The 15,146-nt window shown below is 48.1% G+C and carries 13 protein-coding genes; 9 read left to right on the top strand and 4 right to left on the bottom strand.

Annotated elements, in window-relative coordinates; translation table 11 throughout:
* Positions 1 to 94: 94 nt before the first annotated feature.
* The 6 genes from L3Q72_RS08585 (at position 95) to L3Q72_RS08560 (ending at position 7,059) form a co-directional block, all read left to right on the top strand.
* Positions 95 to 973, top strand: coding sequence for a PHP domain-containing protein (locus L3Q72_RS08585; protein WP_275129532.1), 879 nt, complete (start codon positions 95 to 97; stop codon positions 971 to 973).
* Complete coding sequence (locus L3Q72_RS08580) at positions 970 to 1,590, top strand: L-threonylcarbamoyladenylate synthase (protein ID WP_275129531.1); 621 nt, start codon at positions 970 to 972, stop codon at positions 1,588 to 1,590. Before L3Q72_RS08585 ends, L3Q72_RS08580 begins: the two co-directional genes overlap by 4 nt.
* Positions 1,591 to 1,743: 153 nt before the next feature.
* The gene (gene rluB, locus L3Q72_RS08575; RefSeq protein ID WP_275129530.1) at positions 1,744 to 2,652 is read left to right on the top strand and encodes a 23S rRNA pseudouridine(2605) synthase RluB; all 909 of its coding nucleotides are present in this window, start codon (positions 1,744 to 1,746) and stop codon (positions 2,650 to 2,652) included.
* Between the two features lie 376 nt (positions 2,653 to 3,028).
* Complete coding sequence (fdhF, locus tag L3Q72_RS08570; RefSeq protein ID WP_275129529.1) at positions 3,029 to 5,137, top strand: formate dehydrogenase subunit alpha; 2,109 nt, start codon at positions 3,029 to 3,031, stop codon at positions 5,135 to 5,137.
* 13 nt (positions 5,138 to 5,150) lie between these two features.
* On the top strand, positions 5,151 to 6,173 hold the full coding sequence (locus L3Q72_RS08565) for a 4Fe-4S dicluster domain-containing protein (protein WP_275129528.1): 1,023 nt from the start codon (positions 5,151 to 5,153) through the stop codon (positions 6,171 to 6,173).
* The gene (locus tag L3Q72_RS08560) at positions 6,166 to 7,059 is read left to right on the top strand and encodes an oxidoreductase (RefSeq protein ID WP_275129527.1); all 894 of its coding nucleotides are present in this window, start codon (positions 6,166 to 6,168) and stop codon (positions 7,057 to 7,059) included. Before L3Q72_RS08565 ends, L3Q72_RS08560 begins: the two co-directional genes overlap by 8 nt.
* Positions 7,060 to 7,225: 166 nt before the next feature.
* Here the strand turns inward: L3Q72_RS08560 and L3Q72_RS08555 are convergent, their stop codons facing one another.
* The 3 genes from L3Q72_RS08555 to yeiP form a co-directional block, all read right to left on the bottom strand.
* Positions 7,226 to 7,831, bottom strand: a complete 606-nt coding sequence (locus L3Q72_RS08555) for a hypothetical protein (protein WP_275129526.1) — start codon at positions 7,829 to 7,831, stop codon at positions 7,226 to 7,228.
* Positions 7,832 to 8,020: 189 nt separating this feature from the next.
* Complete coding sequence (locus L3Q72_RS08550; RefSeq protein ID WP_275129525.1) at positions 8,021 to 8,353, bottom strand: HI1450 family dsDNA-mimic protein; 333 nt, start codon at positions 8,351 to 8,353, stop codon at positions 8,021 to 8,023.
* 9 nt (positions 8,354 to 8,362) lie between these two features.
* Positions 8,363 to 8,932 (bottom strand): elongation factor P-like protein YeiP, encoded by a 570-nt coding sequence (gene yeiP / locus L3Q72_RS08545; protein ID WP_275129524.1) that lies wholly within the window; start codon positions 8,930 to 8,932, stop codon positions 8,363 to 8,365.
* 204 nt (positions 8,933 to 9,136) lie between these two features.
* On the opposite strand from yeiP, the gene L3Q72_RS08540 reads away from it, so the two are divergent.
* Positions 9,137 to 9,910: a nucleotidyltransferase domain-containing protein gene (locus L3Q72_RS08540; protein ID WP_275129523.1), complete on the top strand. Its 774-nt coding sequence runs from the start codon at positions 9,137 to 9,139 to the stop codon at positions 9,908 to 9,910.
* Between the two features lie 2 nt (positions 9,911 to 9,912).
* On the opposite strand, the gene L3Q72_RS08535 is transcribed toward L3Q72_RS08540, so the two are convergent.
* On the bottom strand, positions 9,913 to 12,276 hold the full coding sequence (locus L3Q72_RS08535) for a DNA polymerase II (protein WP_275129522.1): 2,364 nt from the start codon (positions 12,274 to 12,276) through the stop codon (positions 9,913 to 9,915).
* A gap of 305 nt (positions 12,277 to 12,581) precedes the next feature.
* On the opposite strand from L3Q72_RS08535, the gene uvrY reads away from it, so the two are divergent.
* Entirely contained in the window at positions 12,582 to 13,226 is a 645-nt protein-coding gene (gene uvrY, locus L3Q72_RS08530) for a UvrY/SirA/GacA family response regulator transcription factor (protein ID WP_275129521.1), read from the top strand.
* Positions 13,227 to 13,238: 12 nt separating this feature from the next.
* On the top strand, positions 13,239 to 15,071 hold the full coding sequence (gene uvrC, locus L3Q72_RS08525) for an excinuclease ABC subunit UvrC (RefSeq protein ID WP_275129520.1): 1,833 nt from the start codon (positions 13,239 to 13,241) through the stop codon (positions 15,069 to 15,071).
* Positions 15,072 to 15,146: the final 75 nt, after the last annotated feature.

Genomic DNA, 15,146 nt, shown 5'->3' with positions numbered 1-15,146 from the left:
GCTTTCTGTAAATTTCTTGTAACATGGGCATAAATTCGATTCTGTGAAAACAGGTACTAGTTAACTAGTACAGAGAGATAAAGTCAAGCATCAAATGAAAATAGATCTACACAGTCATACAACGGCATCCGACGGACGCTACTCCCCACAGGCGCTGATCGACAGAGCTTGCGAGTTTAATATCCGTGTTCTGGCCATTACCGACCACGATACTATCGATGGTCTGGAAGAGGCTCATCAGCATATTGCAGAAAATCAGCTGGATATTAAGCTTATTAATGGCATTGAGATCTCTACAGTTTGGCAGAATAAAGATATTCATATTGTCGGATTACGAATCGACCCGGAAAGTGAAGCCTTGTCGGCCCTGATTGAAGCTCAGAAAGAGCGGAGAAGCGCCAGAGCGCAAACCATGGCCGCAAGACTTGAAAAAGCAACCAGAGCGGGCGTGTATGAAGAGGTGCAGAGCATTGCCGGAGAGGCTCCCATAACCAGAGCTCACTTTGCAAAGTGGATTGTGGACAACGGCTTTGCCGCCAATATGCAGCAGGTATTTAAGAAGTTTCTGACCCGCAACAATCCCGGCTATGTGCCGCCAAACTGGTGCTCAATGAAAGAGGCTGTGGATGCCATTCACGCAGCCGGAGGTATGGCAGTACTGGCTCATCCCGGGCATTACAACCTGACAGCTAAGTGGATAAAAAGGCTGCTTAGCGCTTTTATTGAAGCCGGAGGAGAGGCAATAGAAGTTGCCCAACCGCAGCAGGCGCAACATGACAGGCGCAATTTGGCCGATTATGCTATACAATACAAACTATTAGCTTCTCAAGGTTCAGACTTTCATTATCCCTCTCCCTGGATGGAGCTGGGAAGGAACCTCTGGCTACCTTCAGGAGTAGAACCAGTATGGAAAGACTGGGGGCTGACCCCGGCTGAAAATGTCGAGTCTATCGACAGTGAGGAATCCAAATGAGCCAATTTTTTTATCTTCATCCAGAAAACCCACAGACAAGACTGATTAATCAGGCTGTCGCAATAATCCGTAATGGTGGCGTGATTGTTTATCCGACCGATTCAGGTTATGCGCTTGGCTGCCAGCTTGAAAATAAGCAGGCACTAGACAGAATTTGCCGCATCCGCAAGCTGGATAATAACCATAACTTTACTCTGTTGTGCCGCGACCTTTCTGAACTTTCCCTTTACGCGCGGGTTGATAACGGAGCCTTCCGTCTGCTGAAAAACAATACACCGGGACCTTACACCTTTATCTTTAAAGGTACAAAAGAGGTGCCGCGCCGCCTGATGAATGCCAAGCGAAAAACCATCGGAATCCGTGTGCCGGACAACAAAATTGCTCTGGATCTGTTGGAAGCTTTGGGTGAGCCGCTAATGTCTACCACCCTTATCCTGCCGGGTAGTGAGATGGCAGAGGCGGACCCGGAAGAGATCCGCGATAAGCTTGAGCACGCCGTTGACCTTATCATGAACGGCGGCTATCTGGGTGAGCAGCCAACAACGGTTATTGATTTTAGTGATGATGAGGCCGTTGTTGCGCGTGTAGGCGCGGGTGACCCGGCACCGTTTGAGTAGTATCTTCTCCCACTAATATTTTTCTATCTAACAAACTACAATCTAATGTATAATCACCAGCCGCAAAAATTTTGCTGCTGGTGGATTGTGATTCATCAGTACCTTCATTTTCAATGAAAACTGACGTCTGAGAAGACGACAATAGGAACTTTAATGAGCGAAAAATTACAGAAGATATTAGCACGTGCAGGTCATGGTTCTCGCCGTGAGCTTGAAGCATTAATCAAAGCTGGTCGTGTTAGTGTTAATGGTCAGGTAGCAAAACTGGGTGAACGGCTGGAAGACGAGAATGCCGTTGTTCGTATTGATGGACACACAGTATCCGTGAAAGCACAGGAAGAAGTTGTTTGCCGTGTTCTTGCTTACTACAAGCCGGAAGGGGAGTTGTGTACCCGACACGACCCTGAAGGTCGCAGAACTGTTTTTGATCGCCTGCCTAAGATTCGTGGTTCTCGTTGGATCTCTGTTGGTCGTCTGGATGCAAACACCTCCGGGCTGCTTCTGTTCACCACAGACGGTGAACTGGCAAACCGCCTGATGCACCCGAGCCGTCAGGTTGAGCGTGAATACCTGGTTCGCGTATTCGGTGAAGTGAACGAAGAGAAAGTTCGTAACCTTGTGAAAGGCGTTGAGCTTGAAGATGGCATGGCCCGCTTTGAAGACGTGGTTTACGCCGGTGGCGAAGGCATCAACCATACTTTCTATGTTGTGATCAACGAAGGCCGTAACCGTGAAGTTCGTCGTCTGTGGGAATCTCAGGATACAACGGTTAGCCGCCTTAAGCGTGTGCGTTACGGTGATATCTTCCTGGAGAAAACTCTGCCACGTGGTGGCTGGATGGAACTTGAACTGAAGGAAGTCAACTATCTGAGAGAGCTGGTTGAGCTTCCGCCGGAAAAGAACACAATGATTGACAAGAACGACACATCCCGCAAGCGTGAGCGTTCAAGAAGCCAGAAAATCCGCCGTGCGGTTAAGCGTCACGAAGAGAGAATTAACACGCCTAAGGGTCGCTCGAATTCACGACGTAACAGAACGAACAAGCCTTCCAGACAAAGATAATTCTTATCACAGAGCCTGAGCAACCTGCTCAGGCTCTCGCTTTTCTTTTCTTCATATAATCCTTTTAGGTTATTTAAATCGATAATTGTCATACAAATTATTTATTGTATGATTTTCGTCACGTTTTTCCCTGCTCGTTTTAGAGTATTTTATTCAGCCACAACTTATATACCCAAGTGACCTCGGTGTTTGTGGTGAGGTCGCTTGGGTATATATGCTTTGTTATTTCTTAACGAAAAATTTTTCATTTTGCACTGGAAAGGTCTGCTGACTCTCCATTGCCTGGCTTGTTGCGTCCTGAAAAAAGGAGAGCGGCACCTATGGTGGTGGAAGAAGCGCAGCCTTTGTGTTTTGTTAAGCAATAAAGGAAAGCAATATGATAAAAACCACAGCTTCTGTGTGTCCGTACTGTGGCACAGGATGCGGCATAGGTTTGCGAAGTGACGGAGACAGGGTAATAGGTGTGGAGCCTATATCCGGTCATCCAATCAGTAAGGGACGACTCTGCTCTAAAGGCTGGAGTTCAGCGTTTGCTACCAGCCACGAAAACCGCGTTACCAGCCCGCTTATCCGGGAAGGCGATGGCTTCAGAAAAGCCAGCTGGGACGAAGCACTTTCACTGATTCATGAACAATTCAGTTATTATCGTGATCATCACGGCCCTCAATCGGTAGGGATGATCAGTTGTGCGCGTGCAACCAATGAAGATAACTACGCTATTCAGAAATTTGCCCGCTCTGTACTAAAGACCAACAATGTTGACCATTGTGCTCGTATTTGTCACAGCCCCTCTGTTGCCGGGTTGAAGCAGACGCTGGGTGAAGGCGCGATGACCAACAGCATCGGCGATGTGAGCAAAGCGGATGTGATCGTTATTTTCGGCTGTGACCCGACAGAAAGTCACTCCATTATCGGCAGCGATATCATTAAAGCTAAAGAGGCCGGTGCGCTTCTGATGGTGGTCGACCCGCGTAAAACCCGCCTTGCTGAAATGGCCGATGTGCATCTTCAGCTTCGCCTGGGAACCAACGTTGCGCTGCTTAACGGTCTGGTAAATATCATTCTGAGTAAAGGCTGGGAAGATAAAGCTTTCCTGGCAGAGCGCTGCGAGCATTTAGATTTGCTGCGTAAAACTGTTGCGGAATATACGCCAGAGCGGGTGCAGGAAATTACAGGTGTTCCTGTGGATCAGCAGACCCAGTTTGCCCGTCTTTACAGTCATGCGCGTGCGGCATTCTTAGCTTACGGAATGGGTGTTACCCAGTATGTAAGCGGCACAAATAACGTTATGGCTGTGTCAAACCTGGCACTGGTTAGTGGTCATGTGGGTAAGCCGGGTGCGGGTATTAACCCGCTGCGTGGTCAGAATAACGTACAGGGTGCCTGTGATATGGGTTGCCTGCCTGGGGTATTTCCGGGTTATCAGTCCACCGATGACGAAGCTGTGCGAAACAAATTCAGTGCCGCCTGGGATACCACGGTCGCCGACCATCCGGGCATGACGTCTCTTGGGATGAATGAAGCTGCCCTGCAGGATAAATTCCACGCCATGATGATTTTTGGTGAGGACCCGGTTGTGACGGATCCGGACCAGAATCAGGTCACTAAATCGCTTAAGAAGCTTGATTGCCTTGTGGTGGTTGAGATGGTGATGACAGAAACGGCAAAACTTGCCGATGTTGTTCTTCCAGCGGCAAGTTTTGCGGAAAAAGAGGGCACATTTGCCAACTGTGAACGCCGCGTGCAGAGAGTCAGACAGGCTGTTAATCCTCCGGGTGAGTGTAAAACCGACTGGCAGATGCTTGCTGAACTGGCGAAGAAGTTTGATGCGTCAGGGTTTGAGTGGAATAACGCCGAAGAAATCTTTGATGAACTGGTTTCACTGGTTCCTATCTATTCTCAGATGAGCTACCCGAGACTGGCAGATGCACAGGGGCTTCAGTGGCCTTGTGATATCAAGCATCCGGACGGCTCTGCAGTGCTCCATGAAAGAAGCTTCCCGAACGGTAAGGCACGTCTGATGCCGGTTCACCATCTGCCAACGGCAGAACAGCCTGACGGCGAATACCCTTATTATCTGACAACCATAAGGCTGCACTTCCACTACGGTTGTGGCTCTATGACCCGAAAATCCCCCCTTCTGGAGCGAGAATCTCCAAAAGGCTTACTGTTTATGAACCCGAGAGATGCGAACAATCAGGGACTGTTTAACCATGCGCCTGTGGGGGTACGCTCACGCCGTGGCTATCTGGAGACCCGGGTTATTGTGACTGATCAGGTGCCGCCTGGTCTGGTCAGTATTCCGTATCACTTTAACGATGTGCCGTCGAACCAGCTGACCAACGATGCGCAGGATCCGGTGACACGCATGCCGGAACTGAAGGCTTGTGCGGTAAGAGTTGAGCCTCTGGCAAGAGATGCTGAGCCGCGCTCAATCGATGTGCTTAAAAAGTCAGGTGCCATTCTGACGACTGCAGAATTATAGGGAAGAAATAAACATGTACGTATATGAACTGGACCGGATTGAACACCTCCGGGATTGGCTGGCGCTGCGAAATGAAGTATATCAGCCGGTGGATAAAGGGACAGGCAACAGTAACTGGGAAGCGATTGCTCATGGAGAAGTGGCCCATTTTGACCCTGAGCTAAGACCTCTGATGTCACCGAAAGGTCTGTTCTTCTCTGAGCGTGAAGATCTGTTTTACTTTGATGGTGAAACCTTTAATGCAACCAAACCAGAACACAGTGCGCAGGTACTGTTCGGGGTAAAAGCCTGTGATTTAACGGCAATTTCCTATCTGGATAAGCATTTTAAAGAGGATCCGTATTATCAGGAGCGTAGACGAAACACCTTGCTGGTAGGTATCGACTGTTCTGCTCCCTGTGAAAATGGTTTCTGCCGCAGTGTGGATGCCGGCCCTCAGGTAAAAGATGAAATCGCAGATTTGATTCTGACGCCGATGCCGAGTATTGGCGGCGATATGCAGGGCTGGTGGCTGATTTGCAGCAGTGATGCAGGCCGTGCCGCGGTTTCCGGAATGGACTTGCGCCCGGCAGACAGCAGCTGGAGCTCATGGCGTGAAATGAACCGCCGTCATACCGAGGCTGAGTTTAAAAGTGATACCCACATCATCAATGGCATTCAGCGAATCAATGCCCGTGCGGTACCGGATGAGCACTGGGCCCGCTTTGCACACCAGTGCATCAGTTGCTCTGGTTGCAGCCAGGTCTGCCCGACCTGTAGCTGTTACACCACGCATGATGTAAAACAGGATGAGGGTTATGTCCGCCAGCGGGTATGGGACTCCTGCCTATTGGAAGGTTTCCAGAAGGAAGCAAGCGGCGCAAACCCGGCTGCGCAGGCTGGTAAGCGAATGTACCGCTACTGGTACCACAAGTTCTCTGAAGATATTGCTCAGAGAATGGGCCGTTATGGCTGCGTCGGTTGTGGACGCTGTGAAACAACCTGTCCGGGCTCCGTAGGAGTGCATTCCATTATGGAGAAGATTTCAAATGCTTGATTTAACGCCACAACCTATCCGTCTGGTGAGAGTTTATGAGGACGGACAAGATATCAAACACTTCACTTTTGAGGCTGCGGATCAAAGCCGCGGTCTGCCGGATTTCGCCAACCCTGATGTCGTTGAGCCGGGGCAGTTCTTTATGCTGTCCATTCCCGGCTTTGGTGAAGCTGCATTTACTTATGCCAGTATGCCGGATGAGAACGGTCGCTTTAATGCGCTGATCCGCCGTATCGGTTCCTTAACGGACGCCCTTTTCCTGCATGAAGAGGGAGACTTGCTGGGGGCTCGCGGGCCTTTCGGTAAAGGTTGGCCTGATCTCAAAGGGACAAAAGTACTGGTGGTTGCCGGTGGTGTGGGACTTGCTCCGGTCGCAGCGCAAGTCGACACCCTGATTGCCGCGGGCTCTGAACCAGTGGTTTACTTCAGTGCCCGTAACGAAGCCATGCTGGTCATGAAGGAAGAGCGCGCCCGCTGGGAAAGTCAGTGTACGCTTTATCAGGCGGTGGACGATATTGATAACGCAAAGGGCGATTATATGCATGGCCGCAAACTGGCGGACAACCTGCACTTTATTGAAGAAAAGCAGGGGCCTTTTGACCATGTGATGACCTGTGGCCCGGAAGGGATGATGGAAGCGGTTTGTAAAATTATGGCGCAGCATGGTCATCCGTCAGAGTGTATCTGGCTGTCACTGGAGCGCAGAATGCATTGCGGTGTGGGTCTTTGCGGTCACTGCTACGTGGCTGATGACTTAGTCTGCATGGACGGCCCGACCTATCGCTGGGATCAACTGGGTGAGCTGGTTGTGAAGGAGAAGGCGATTAAACCGCCTTCGGAGCCTGTTGATATGACGGGTGGGGCTTCTAAGTGTTGTAGCGCTTGATAATAAGCTATCAGCCGTCAGCTTTCAGTATAAGAGGTGGTCGTTGTGACCACCTTTTTTTACTTTAAGCGACAAGAATATTACGTGATTTCTTGACTAATGGTGATGAAGATAAAAATCATGGTAGCCCATAGCCCATAGCCCATAGCCCATAGCCCATTACCCATTACAATCGCGCCTCAAGCTGTGATTTATGCTCCATAACCAAATTCATAGCATCCAGATACTGATACAAACCACTTCCGTCCAGCTGATACTCATCTATCTCACTTCTTTCCAGCTTAAAGCCTTTTGAACGTGCTTCTCCCTCAAGCTCGGTAGTATCCAGCAGTTTGAAAATCAGGCCATCGTTTTGTTGCTCGGTGGATAAAATTTCTTCTCTTAGCTGATTGTTCAGATCGTATAGCTGGTGCTCTTCATCTGAAGTCGCAGCGGCCGGTGAAAACTTGCTATGCAGAATCAGGCCGACAAAATAGGCGATAAGCAATCCGACAACCGTAACCAGATTTAGCCCGGTAGTCAGGTAAGTGACAATAATCACCAGAGTTGAAAGTCCGCTAACCCACAGAAGGCGATTTAGCGTCTGTTTAATTCGCCGGCTGCGCTCTGTCTTTAACAGGATCCGGTTCAGGTCAAGTAGCTGCGCGCAACCAGGCTTAAGTCGGGTTTCAAATAGCTTAAATGCGGCGCTGATTTCACGGGAAGAGACTTCAGACGCCTGTGTGCCTTTTTGAATGCGGGAGTCGTGGATGCCAACGGTTGATGAGTTCATTGTTACCTCAAGATCGATTTTTGATTTTTGCAAAAAATATCAAAGTAACAAAGTCAGAAATGTTATTTGCCCCCTGAGCATTTAGTGCGGCAAAAGCATTAATTGGTTTTAATAAATTCTATTGGAAAGAGATAGAAGCGGGAGAATAAGCTCACTGGCAGAGGCCACCAGTGAGCAGAACTAAGAAGCTTAATCGCGTTTCCAGAACATATGACAGAATTTATGCTCAGGATCGCGGCTTATCAGCATTCGGGCGAAGACTTCATCAAGCTCGTCTGACTCTTCATTCACAAGTCCGATACGAACTTCAGCATAGACTTCCTTATCTACTTCAAATCCGACTTCGGCCTGCCAGTCATCGCCGGTTTCTACCAGCTCTGCGGCGCCGCGGTCTTCAAACTGAGCGGTAAAAATAATCACGTCAGCAGGCTCAAGATTGTCCTGAGCCATTTCAAGGAAGATATCGTACGCAGTGTCAATGGCATCGTCGTAGGACATCAGTTCGTTAGCATTGTCAGACATAATAAACTCTTATTCAGCACGGCCCATAAATTTAGCTTCAGTGGTGTTAACCTTCACTTTTTCACCGGTAGAGATATATTCAGGCACCTGAATGGTCAGACCGGTAGCAAAACGGGCAGGCTTAGTACGAGCAGAAGCAGAAGCGCCTTTGATTGAAGGATCAGTCTCTTCAATCACCATATCTACAGAAGCCGGAAGCTCAAGGCCAACAGCGTTGCCATCGATAAGAACAGCCTGAATGCCCTGAGTCTCTTCATTGATGTAAAGAAGCTCGTCTTTGATATCTTCTTCTTTGAAGGTGTACTGGCTGTAATCTTCATTATCCATAAAGATGTACTCATCGCCGTCAATGTAAGAGAACATCACGTTGCGCTTAGTCATCTCAACGGTATCGAGCATTTCATCACTCTTGAATGCTTCTTCAACCTTTCCGCCTGTTGCCAGATCTTTAAAACGGAACTTGTAAATCTTTGCACCGCCACGTCCACCCGGAGTGGTAATGTCAAAATCTTTAACCAGCAGAATTTTTCCGTTCAGGCTTACTGCAAAGCCTTTTTTGATATCACTTGCCTTTGGCATCAGTATTGTCCTTTCGACTCAGTTTTTATGTATAAATCTACTTGTATTGCAACTTGGCAGATTATCTCTGGTGCCACATTGCCCAAGATGTCCGCTATTAATAGGGTCAAAAATCCTAAATTTCAACCTCTGGATTGAATTCTAGTCTCAAGTGAATATGATATCTAACAGTTGTTTATTAATACTCAGGTATTTTTTCTAAATATGTCCTCCACACTTCCTATTATTGACCCGCGAGACCCTTTTCAAAGTGCCTATATTCCGGTGATAAAAGATCTGATTCGTTATCTCAGGGGCGGGATGGGAAGTAACCTTCACAGCGTATATCTGTTTGGAAGCGTTGCGCGTAAAACGGCGGTGAAAGGGCGCTCGAATCTGGATGTGGTTATTGTTTCTCACAACGAACCTGATGCTCAGTTTAATTCGCTGCTAAGTACGGTTAAGTGGCGGTTTAAACGCGCTTATCCCTATGTCAGCGGGTTGTCGGTTCAGTATGCTCCTGCAAAAGAGATCCTTAATCTGGAGAGCATTTTCACCTGGGGCTTTATGCTAAAGCATTGCTGTGTCTGTATTTATGGTGATGACCTTGCCACCCGCTTTGGTGAATTTGAGCCAAGCTGGGAGATAGCCAAATACTGGAATATGGATGTGGAAGAGTGGCTGACTCTGTACCGGAAAAAAATTGCTCAGTCTGAAACACCGCAGGAGCAGGCATACCATCAGGTGGTGATTGCGAAAAAGCTGCTTCGCGCCAGCTATTCATTGATTATGCATAAAGACAAACGTTGGTTTGATGACCCGGTTGAGTGCGGACAGCACTTTCTGGAATATCACCCGGAAAAGCAGACAGAAGTAGGCCGGCTGGAGATACTGCTCAGCGGTAAGGCGATACCTAAACGTTCGGTAATCGGCCTGCTGGACAGCTACGGCGACTGGCTGGTGAAGGCGTATAAGAAAACAGAGTTTAAGATTGGTTAAACTCAGAACAAACCCAGTTGAGGCGCATTCAGCGCATCAAAGTCCAGCCCGATAAACGGAAGAATGGCATCGGCGACCGGCTTTAGCTGTTTGTCGATATAGTGCTGATAGTCGATGGGGCTTTGCCTGTATTCTGCCGGCTCCGGGCCGTTGATGGTGATGACGTACTCAATCCGGCCACGGTTTTGGTATTGTAGCGGTCTGCCGAGTTTCTGGTTGATCTCATCGGCCATTCTGGCGGCGCGAACCTGTGGCGGGATGTTTTTCTGATAGTCGCTGAGCTTTCTTCTTAGCCGTTTCTGGTAGATCAGTTTATCATCGTAATCGCCCGCAAGGGTCGCTTCAACGTATTCGCGGATATATCCGGCAGGATCACTGCCGTGGAATATCATCAGATAAAGGTTCTTCTGAAATTCCTGTGAAAGGGGCGTCCAGTCTGTGCGGGCGCTTTCCAGGCCCTTGAAGATCAACTGCTCGTTTTTGCCTTCACCAACCAGACCGGCATAGCGCTTTTTCGAGCCTGTATCAGCTCCGCGGATGGTCGGCATCAGGAACTTTCTGTAATGTGTTTCGTATTCCAGTTCAAGGAAAGAGGTCAGCCCGTACTCTTTAGTCAGGTGTTCTCTCCACCAGGTGTTGATATAAGCGGTAAGCTCATTGCCTGTCTTGTCTGCTTCTGACTGAGGCATGGCATGATTCAGAGAAACAAAGGTGGAGTCGGTGTCACCATAAATCACCTGATAGCCTTTTTCTTCTATCAGCTTCCTGGACTGCTTCATGATTTCGTGGCCACGCATGGTAATGGAAGAGGCCAGACGATAATCAAAGAAGCGGCAGCCGGATGAGCCAAGCACACCATAAAAGGAGTTCATGATAATTTTGATGGCTTGAGAAAAGGCCTTTTCATTATTCTTTTTCGCCACATCACGGGCAGCCCATAAATCTGAAATCATATTAGGCAGGAAGTGTTTTTCACGGTGAAACTGAGCACCCCGGAATCCTTCTACTGCTTGATGGGACTCTGGACCGGCCTCTTGCATCAGCCCTTCTACCAACCCCATAGGATCTATCAAAAAAGAGAGAATGATGGAGGGATAAAGACTTTTAAAATCCAGCACCAGCACAGAATCGTAAAGACCGGGAATGGAGTCCATCACGTAACCGCCGGGGCTGGCCAGCCAGTTTTCCGGTTCAAGGTTGGGAGCGACATACCCAGCACGGTGCAGTTGAGGCAGATAAAGGTTAGTGAAAGCGGCAACTGAACCACCCAGCCGGTCTAACTCTACGCCTGTCAGTTTGCTGCGCTCAATAGCAAACTCAATAAGATGGGTTTTCTCAAAAATTTTGTTTACCAGTACACAGTCCTGCAGATTGTATTTGGCAAGTGAAGGCTTATCCTCACGGTACATACGGTTGATTTCATCCATACGGTCGTGAACATTGTGGATCTCTTTGCCTTCGCCAAGCAGCTCCTGAGAAACGGATTCAAGTGACCATGAACGGAAGTTATAGGTGGCGGTTTTTAGTGTATCTATACCGTCCAGAACCACGCGTCCGGGGATGGAGATAAAGCCCTGATTTGAGTTAGATGACTGGCGAAAATAGGCGTTCTGATTTCCCCTGCCAATAGCCAGTTTGATATCGTGCCATTCGGCGCGTTTTGCCAGCAGGCGAAAATCAAAGTCGATAACGTTCCAGCCCAGAATCAGATCGGGGTCGTAGGTCTGAATCCAGTTAAAGAGCTCAAGGATAAGTTCTTTTTCGGTCTTTACCCATTGGATATTTGTTGAGGCGGGCTCAGGCTCGCCGACCATAATGACGCGATTGTCCATGGCGCTGGCAAGGCCGACAGAATAGAGTATCCCTTTTTCTGAGCACTCAAAATCGAGGGAGACATAGCTCAGGGTAGGGTGATAGCTACCCTTCCGGCATTTGACCTGGCTGAACTGCTGCCATGGCCCCATATTTTGCTGAGTTCCGGTAAACTCAAGGCTGCCACAGATAAAGCGTTCCATCAGGTAGCGCTCTGTCAGTCTTATATCTGATTCGTAGCAGGGAATTTCCTGCGATTTTAGCGCAGAGACAAACTGATTCATTGCCGTAACTGTCGCGCTGTAGCAGGAGGCGACGGCATGCTGGCGGAAGGTTTTTAACTCAATGGGTTGCAGCTCGATACTCAGGCGGTGTGACTGAATAATCCCGGTAATTTTCTCCAGGTCGGACTGATGGACAAAAACGACAGGTCTTTCATTCTGAATTAACAGCTGAGCCGGGCCTTCTGGCGTATTTATCCAGAACTCTATCTGATTTTTTCCGCCTCTTTCCCTTGTGTGTCGGGTTAATACAAAACCTTCGCCTATGTTCAATGAGCTGCCCCTTGGTGAAAAAAGTTGAGCCATAGTAGCAATTATTATTGGTAATTTTCCATATCACAGGGTAGTGTGTCTGCAGAAAATATGTTTGAAGCTTATTATTTGATCGGAATTGGCCTTTATCAGGGCTAAATCAATAGCTTACTTGCATGGATAATAAATATGTTTTCGTAAAACTTTGAGTGATAGCGCATATTGTTCTAAAGTTTTTTATAGGAAAATGAGTTAGGATAGCAATTTAATGCTTTACGGTTTTCCGAAGAAAGCAGAACCAATGTTAGTTGTGTGGAGATACAAGTTTGATTAATGTTTTCCTTGTAGATGATCACGAGCTGGTTCGCACAGGGATTAGACGTATTATTGAAGACGTCCGTGGAATGAAAGTAGCAGGGGAAGCTGACAGCGGTGAAGAGTCTGTAAAGTGGTGTCGCAATAACCATGCTGACGTCATTCTTATGGATATGAACATGCCAGGTATCGGCGGCTTAGAAGCAACCAAGAAGATTTTGCGTGTCAATCCGGACATCAAGATCATCGTTTTAACTGTTCATACAGAAAACCCGTTTCCAACGAAAGTGATGCAGGCCGGAGCGTCGGGGTACCTTTCTAAAGGAGCAGGTCCTGACGAAATGGTTAATGCCATTCGTGTGGTTAACAGTGGGCAGCGTTATATTTCTCCGGAAATAGCGCAGCAGATGGCGTTGAGTCAGTTTTCTCCCGCATCTGAAAACCCGTTTAAAGATCTGTCTGAACGCGAACTGCAGATAATGCTGATGATCACTAAAGGGCAGAAGGTGACGGATATTTCCGAACAGCTGAATTTAAGCCCTAAAACGGTAAACAGCTACCGTTACCGATTATTTAGCAAATTAGGCATCAATGGCGATGTTGAGTTAACTCACTTAGCAATCCGTCATGGCATGCTGGATACCGAATCACTTTAGAATGGTTTTGTTGTGACACAAACATTCGATTCGGTAGCCTTCCTTAAAACGGTTACTAATCAGCCCGGTGTATACAGAATGTATAACGCCGGGGCTGAGATCATTTATGTAGGCAAGGCAAAAGACCTCAAAAAACGACTTTCCAGTTATTTTCGTAAAACCATAGATAGCGAAAAGACTAAAGCGTTAGTCAGTCATATTGCAAAGATCGACGTCACCGTTACTCATACGGAAACAGAAGCGCTGATCCTTGAGCATAATTATATCAAGCAGTACCTGCCTAAGTACAACGTTCTTCTCCGGGACGATAAATCTTACCCTTATATTTTTCTTAGCGGTCATAAGCATCCGCGTATCTCCATGCACAGAGGTGCGAAAAAGAAAAAGGGCGAATACTTTGGCCCATACCCTGACTCGGGCGCTGTCAGAGAAACCCTTCATCTGATCCAGAAAATATTTCCGGTAAGACAGTGTGAGGATACGGTATACAGCAACCGTACTCGCCCGTGCCTGATGTATCAGATTGGCCGCTGTGTTGCTCCCTGTGTGCCGGATATCATAGGTGATGATGAGTACGGGGAACTTGTCGATTATGTGAAATTGTTTCTAAAGGGCAAGGATACTCAGGTAGTAGGGCAACTGGTTGAGAAGATGGAATTGGCCAGTCAGAGCCTGAAGTTCGAGCAGGCAGCTAAGTACAGAGACCAGATCCAGGCCATACGCCGTGTTCAGGAGCAGCAGTTTGTTTCTGAAGACAGCATGGATGATATGGACGTGCTGGGCTTTGCCCAGGAGAATGGCATCGCCTGTATCCATATTCTGATGATACGCCAGGGAAAAATCCTGGGCAGCAGGAGCCATTTCCCGAAAATACCGAACAATACGGATCAGCAGGAAGTGTTTTACAGCTTCCTTAGCCAGTACTATCTGGGACAAAACGAGTCCCGCACTATTCCGTCGCGAATTATTCTGAATCGCGGGTTGTTTGATGATATTGAGCCGCTTCAGGAAGCCTTATCTGAGCTAGGTGGCAGAAAAGTACATTTCCATCAGAGTCCGGCGGGGACCAGGGCAAGATATCTTAAGCTGGCAAATACCAACGCTCTGACGGCAATTACCACCAAAATTAACCACAAGATGACCATCAACCAGCGGTTCAATGCGTTGCAGGATGAACTGGGAATGGAATCTATTCGCCGTATGGAGTGTTTCGATATCAGTCATACCATGGGCGAGAGCACCATCGCGTCTTGTGTTGTGTTCAATAACGAGGGGCCTGTTAAGCAGGAGTATCGTCGTTACAACATAACCGGAATAACCGGCGGCGATGATTACGCTGCGATGGGACAGGTTTTGGAGCGCAGGTACAGTAAGCAGATTGATGTGGAAAAGATTCCGGACATCATTTTTATTGATGGTGGTAAGGGGCAACTAAACCGCGCACATGAAATCATCTCTCAGCACTGGCTGGACTGGCCGAAGCGTCCGCGTCTGATTGGTATTGCCAAAGGCGTTACCAGAAAGCCGGGTCTGGAAACTCTGATAACAACGGATGGCGAAGAGTTTAACCTGCCTTCTGATGCACCTGCTTTGCACCTTATCCAGCATATCCGCGATGAAAGTCATGACCATGCCATTGCCGGTCACAGAGCCAAAAGAGGCAAAACGCGCAGAACGAGCCCGCTTGAGGGTATTGAAGGCGTAGGGCCAAAGCGCAGACAGGCACTTCTTAAATATATGGGCGGATTACAGGAGCTTAAGCGGGCAAGTGCTGAAGATATAAGCAAAGTGCCGGGGATAAGCTATTCATTAGCAGAAAAAATACATCAGGCATTGAAACAATAGCGAATTTGGCGCACCATTGTGGGGTTATACCCAAGTGACTTCAGAATGTGTGGCTATTAAACGTTTTGTGAGGTT

Origin of the sequence: Vibrio sp. JC009 (assembly GCF_029016485.1) — a bacterium.
In the GTDB taxonomy this organism is placed as follows: domain Bacteria; phylum Pseudomonadota; class Gammaproteobacteria; order Enterobacterales; family Vibrionaceae; genus Vibrio.
This window is presented reverse-complemented; position numbering and strand designations above follow the sequence as displayed.

Bases quoted from the DNA above. Each gene is read 5' to 3' on its own strand.
- L3Q72_RS08585 (WP_275129532.1), top strand. From the start codon at position 95: ATGAAAATAGATCTACACAGTCATACAACGGCATCCGACGGACGCTAC.
- L3Q72_RS08580 (WP_275129531.1), top strand. From the start codon at position 970: ATGAGCCAATTTTTTTATCTTCATCCAGAAAACCCACAGACAAGACTG.
- rluB (WP_275129530.1), top strand. From the start codon at position 1,744: ATGAGCGAAAAATTACAGAAGATATTAGCACGTGCAGGTCATGGTTCT.
- fdhF (WP_275129529.1), top strand. From the start codon at position 3,029: ATGATAAAAACCACAGCTTCTGTGTGTCCGTACTGTGGCACAGGATGC.
- L3Q72_RS08565 (WP_275129528.1), top strand. From the start codon at position 5,151: ATGTACGTATATGAACTGGACCGGATTGAACACCTCCGGGATTGGCTG.
- L3Q72_RS08560 (WP_275129527.1), top strand. From the start codon at position 6,166: ATGCTTGATTTAACGCCACAACCTATCCGTCTGGTGAGAGTTTATGAG.
- L3Q72_RS08555 (WP_275129526.1), bottom strand. From the start codon at position 7,831: ATGAACTCATCAACCGTTGGCATCCACGACTCCCGCATTCAAAAAGGC.
- L3Q72_RS08550 (WP_275129525.1), bottom strand. From the start codon at position 8,353: ATGTCTGACAATGCTAACGAACTGATGTCCTACGACGATGCCATTGAC.
- yeiP (WP_275129524.1), bottom strand. From the start codon at position 8,932: ATGCCAAAGGCAAGTGATATCAAAAAAGGCTTTGCAGTAAGCCTGAAC.
- L3Q72_RS08540 (WP_275129523.1), top strand. From the start codon at position 9,137: ATGTCCTCCACACTTCCTATTATTGACCCGCGAGACCCTTTTCAAAGT.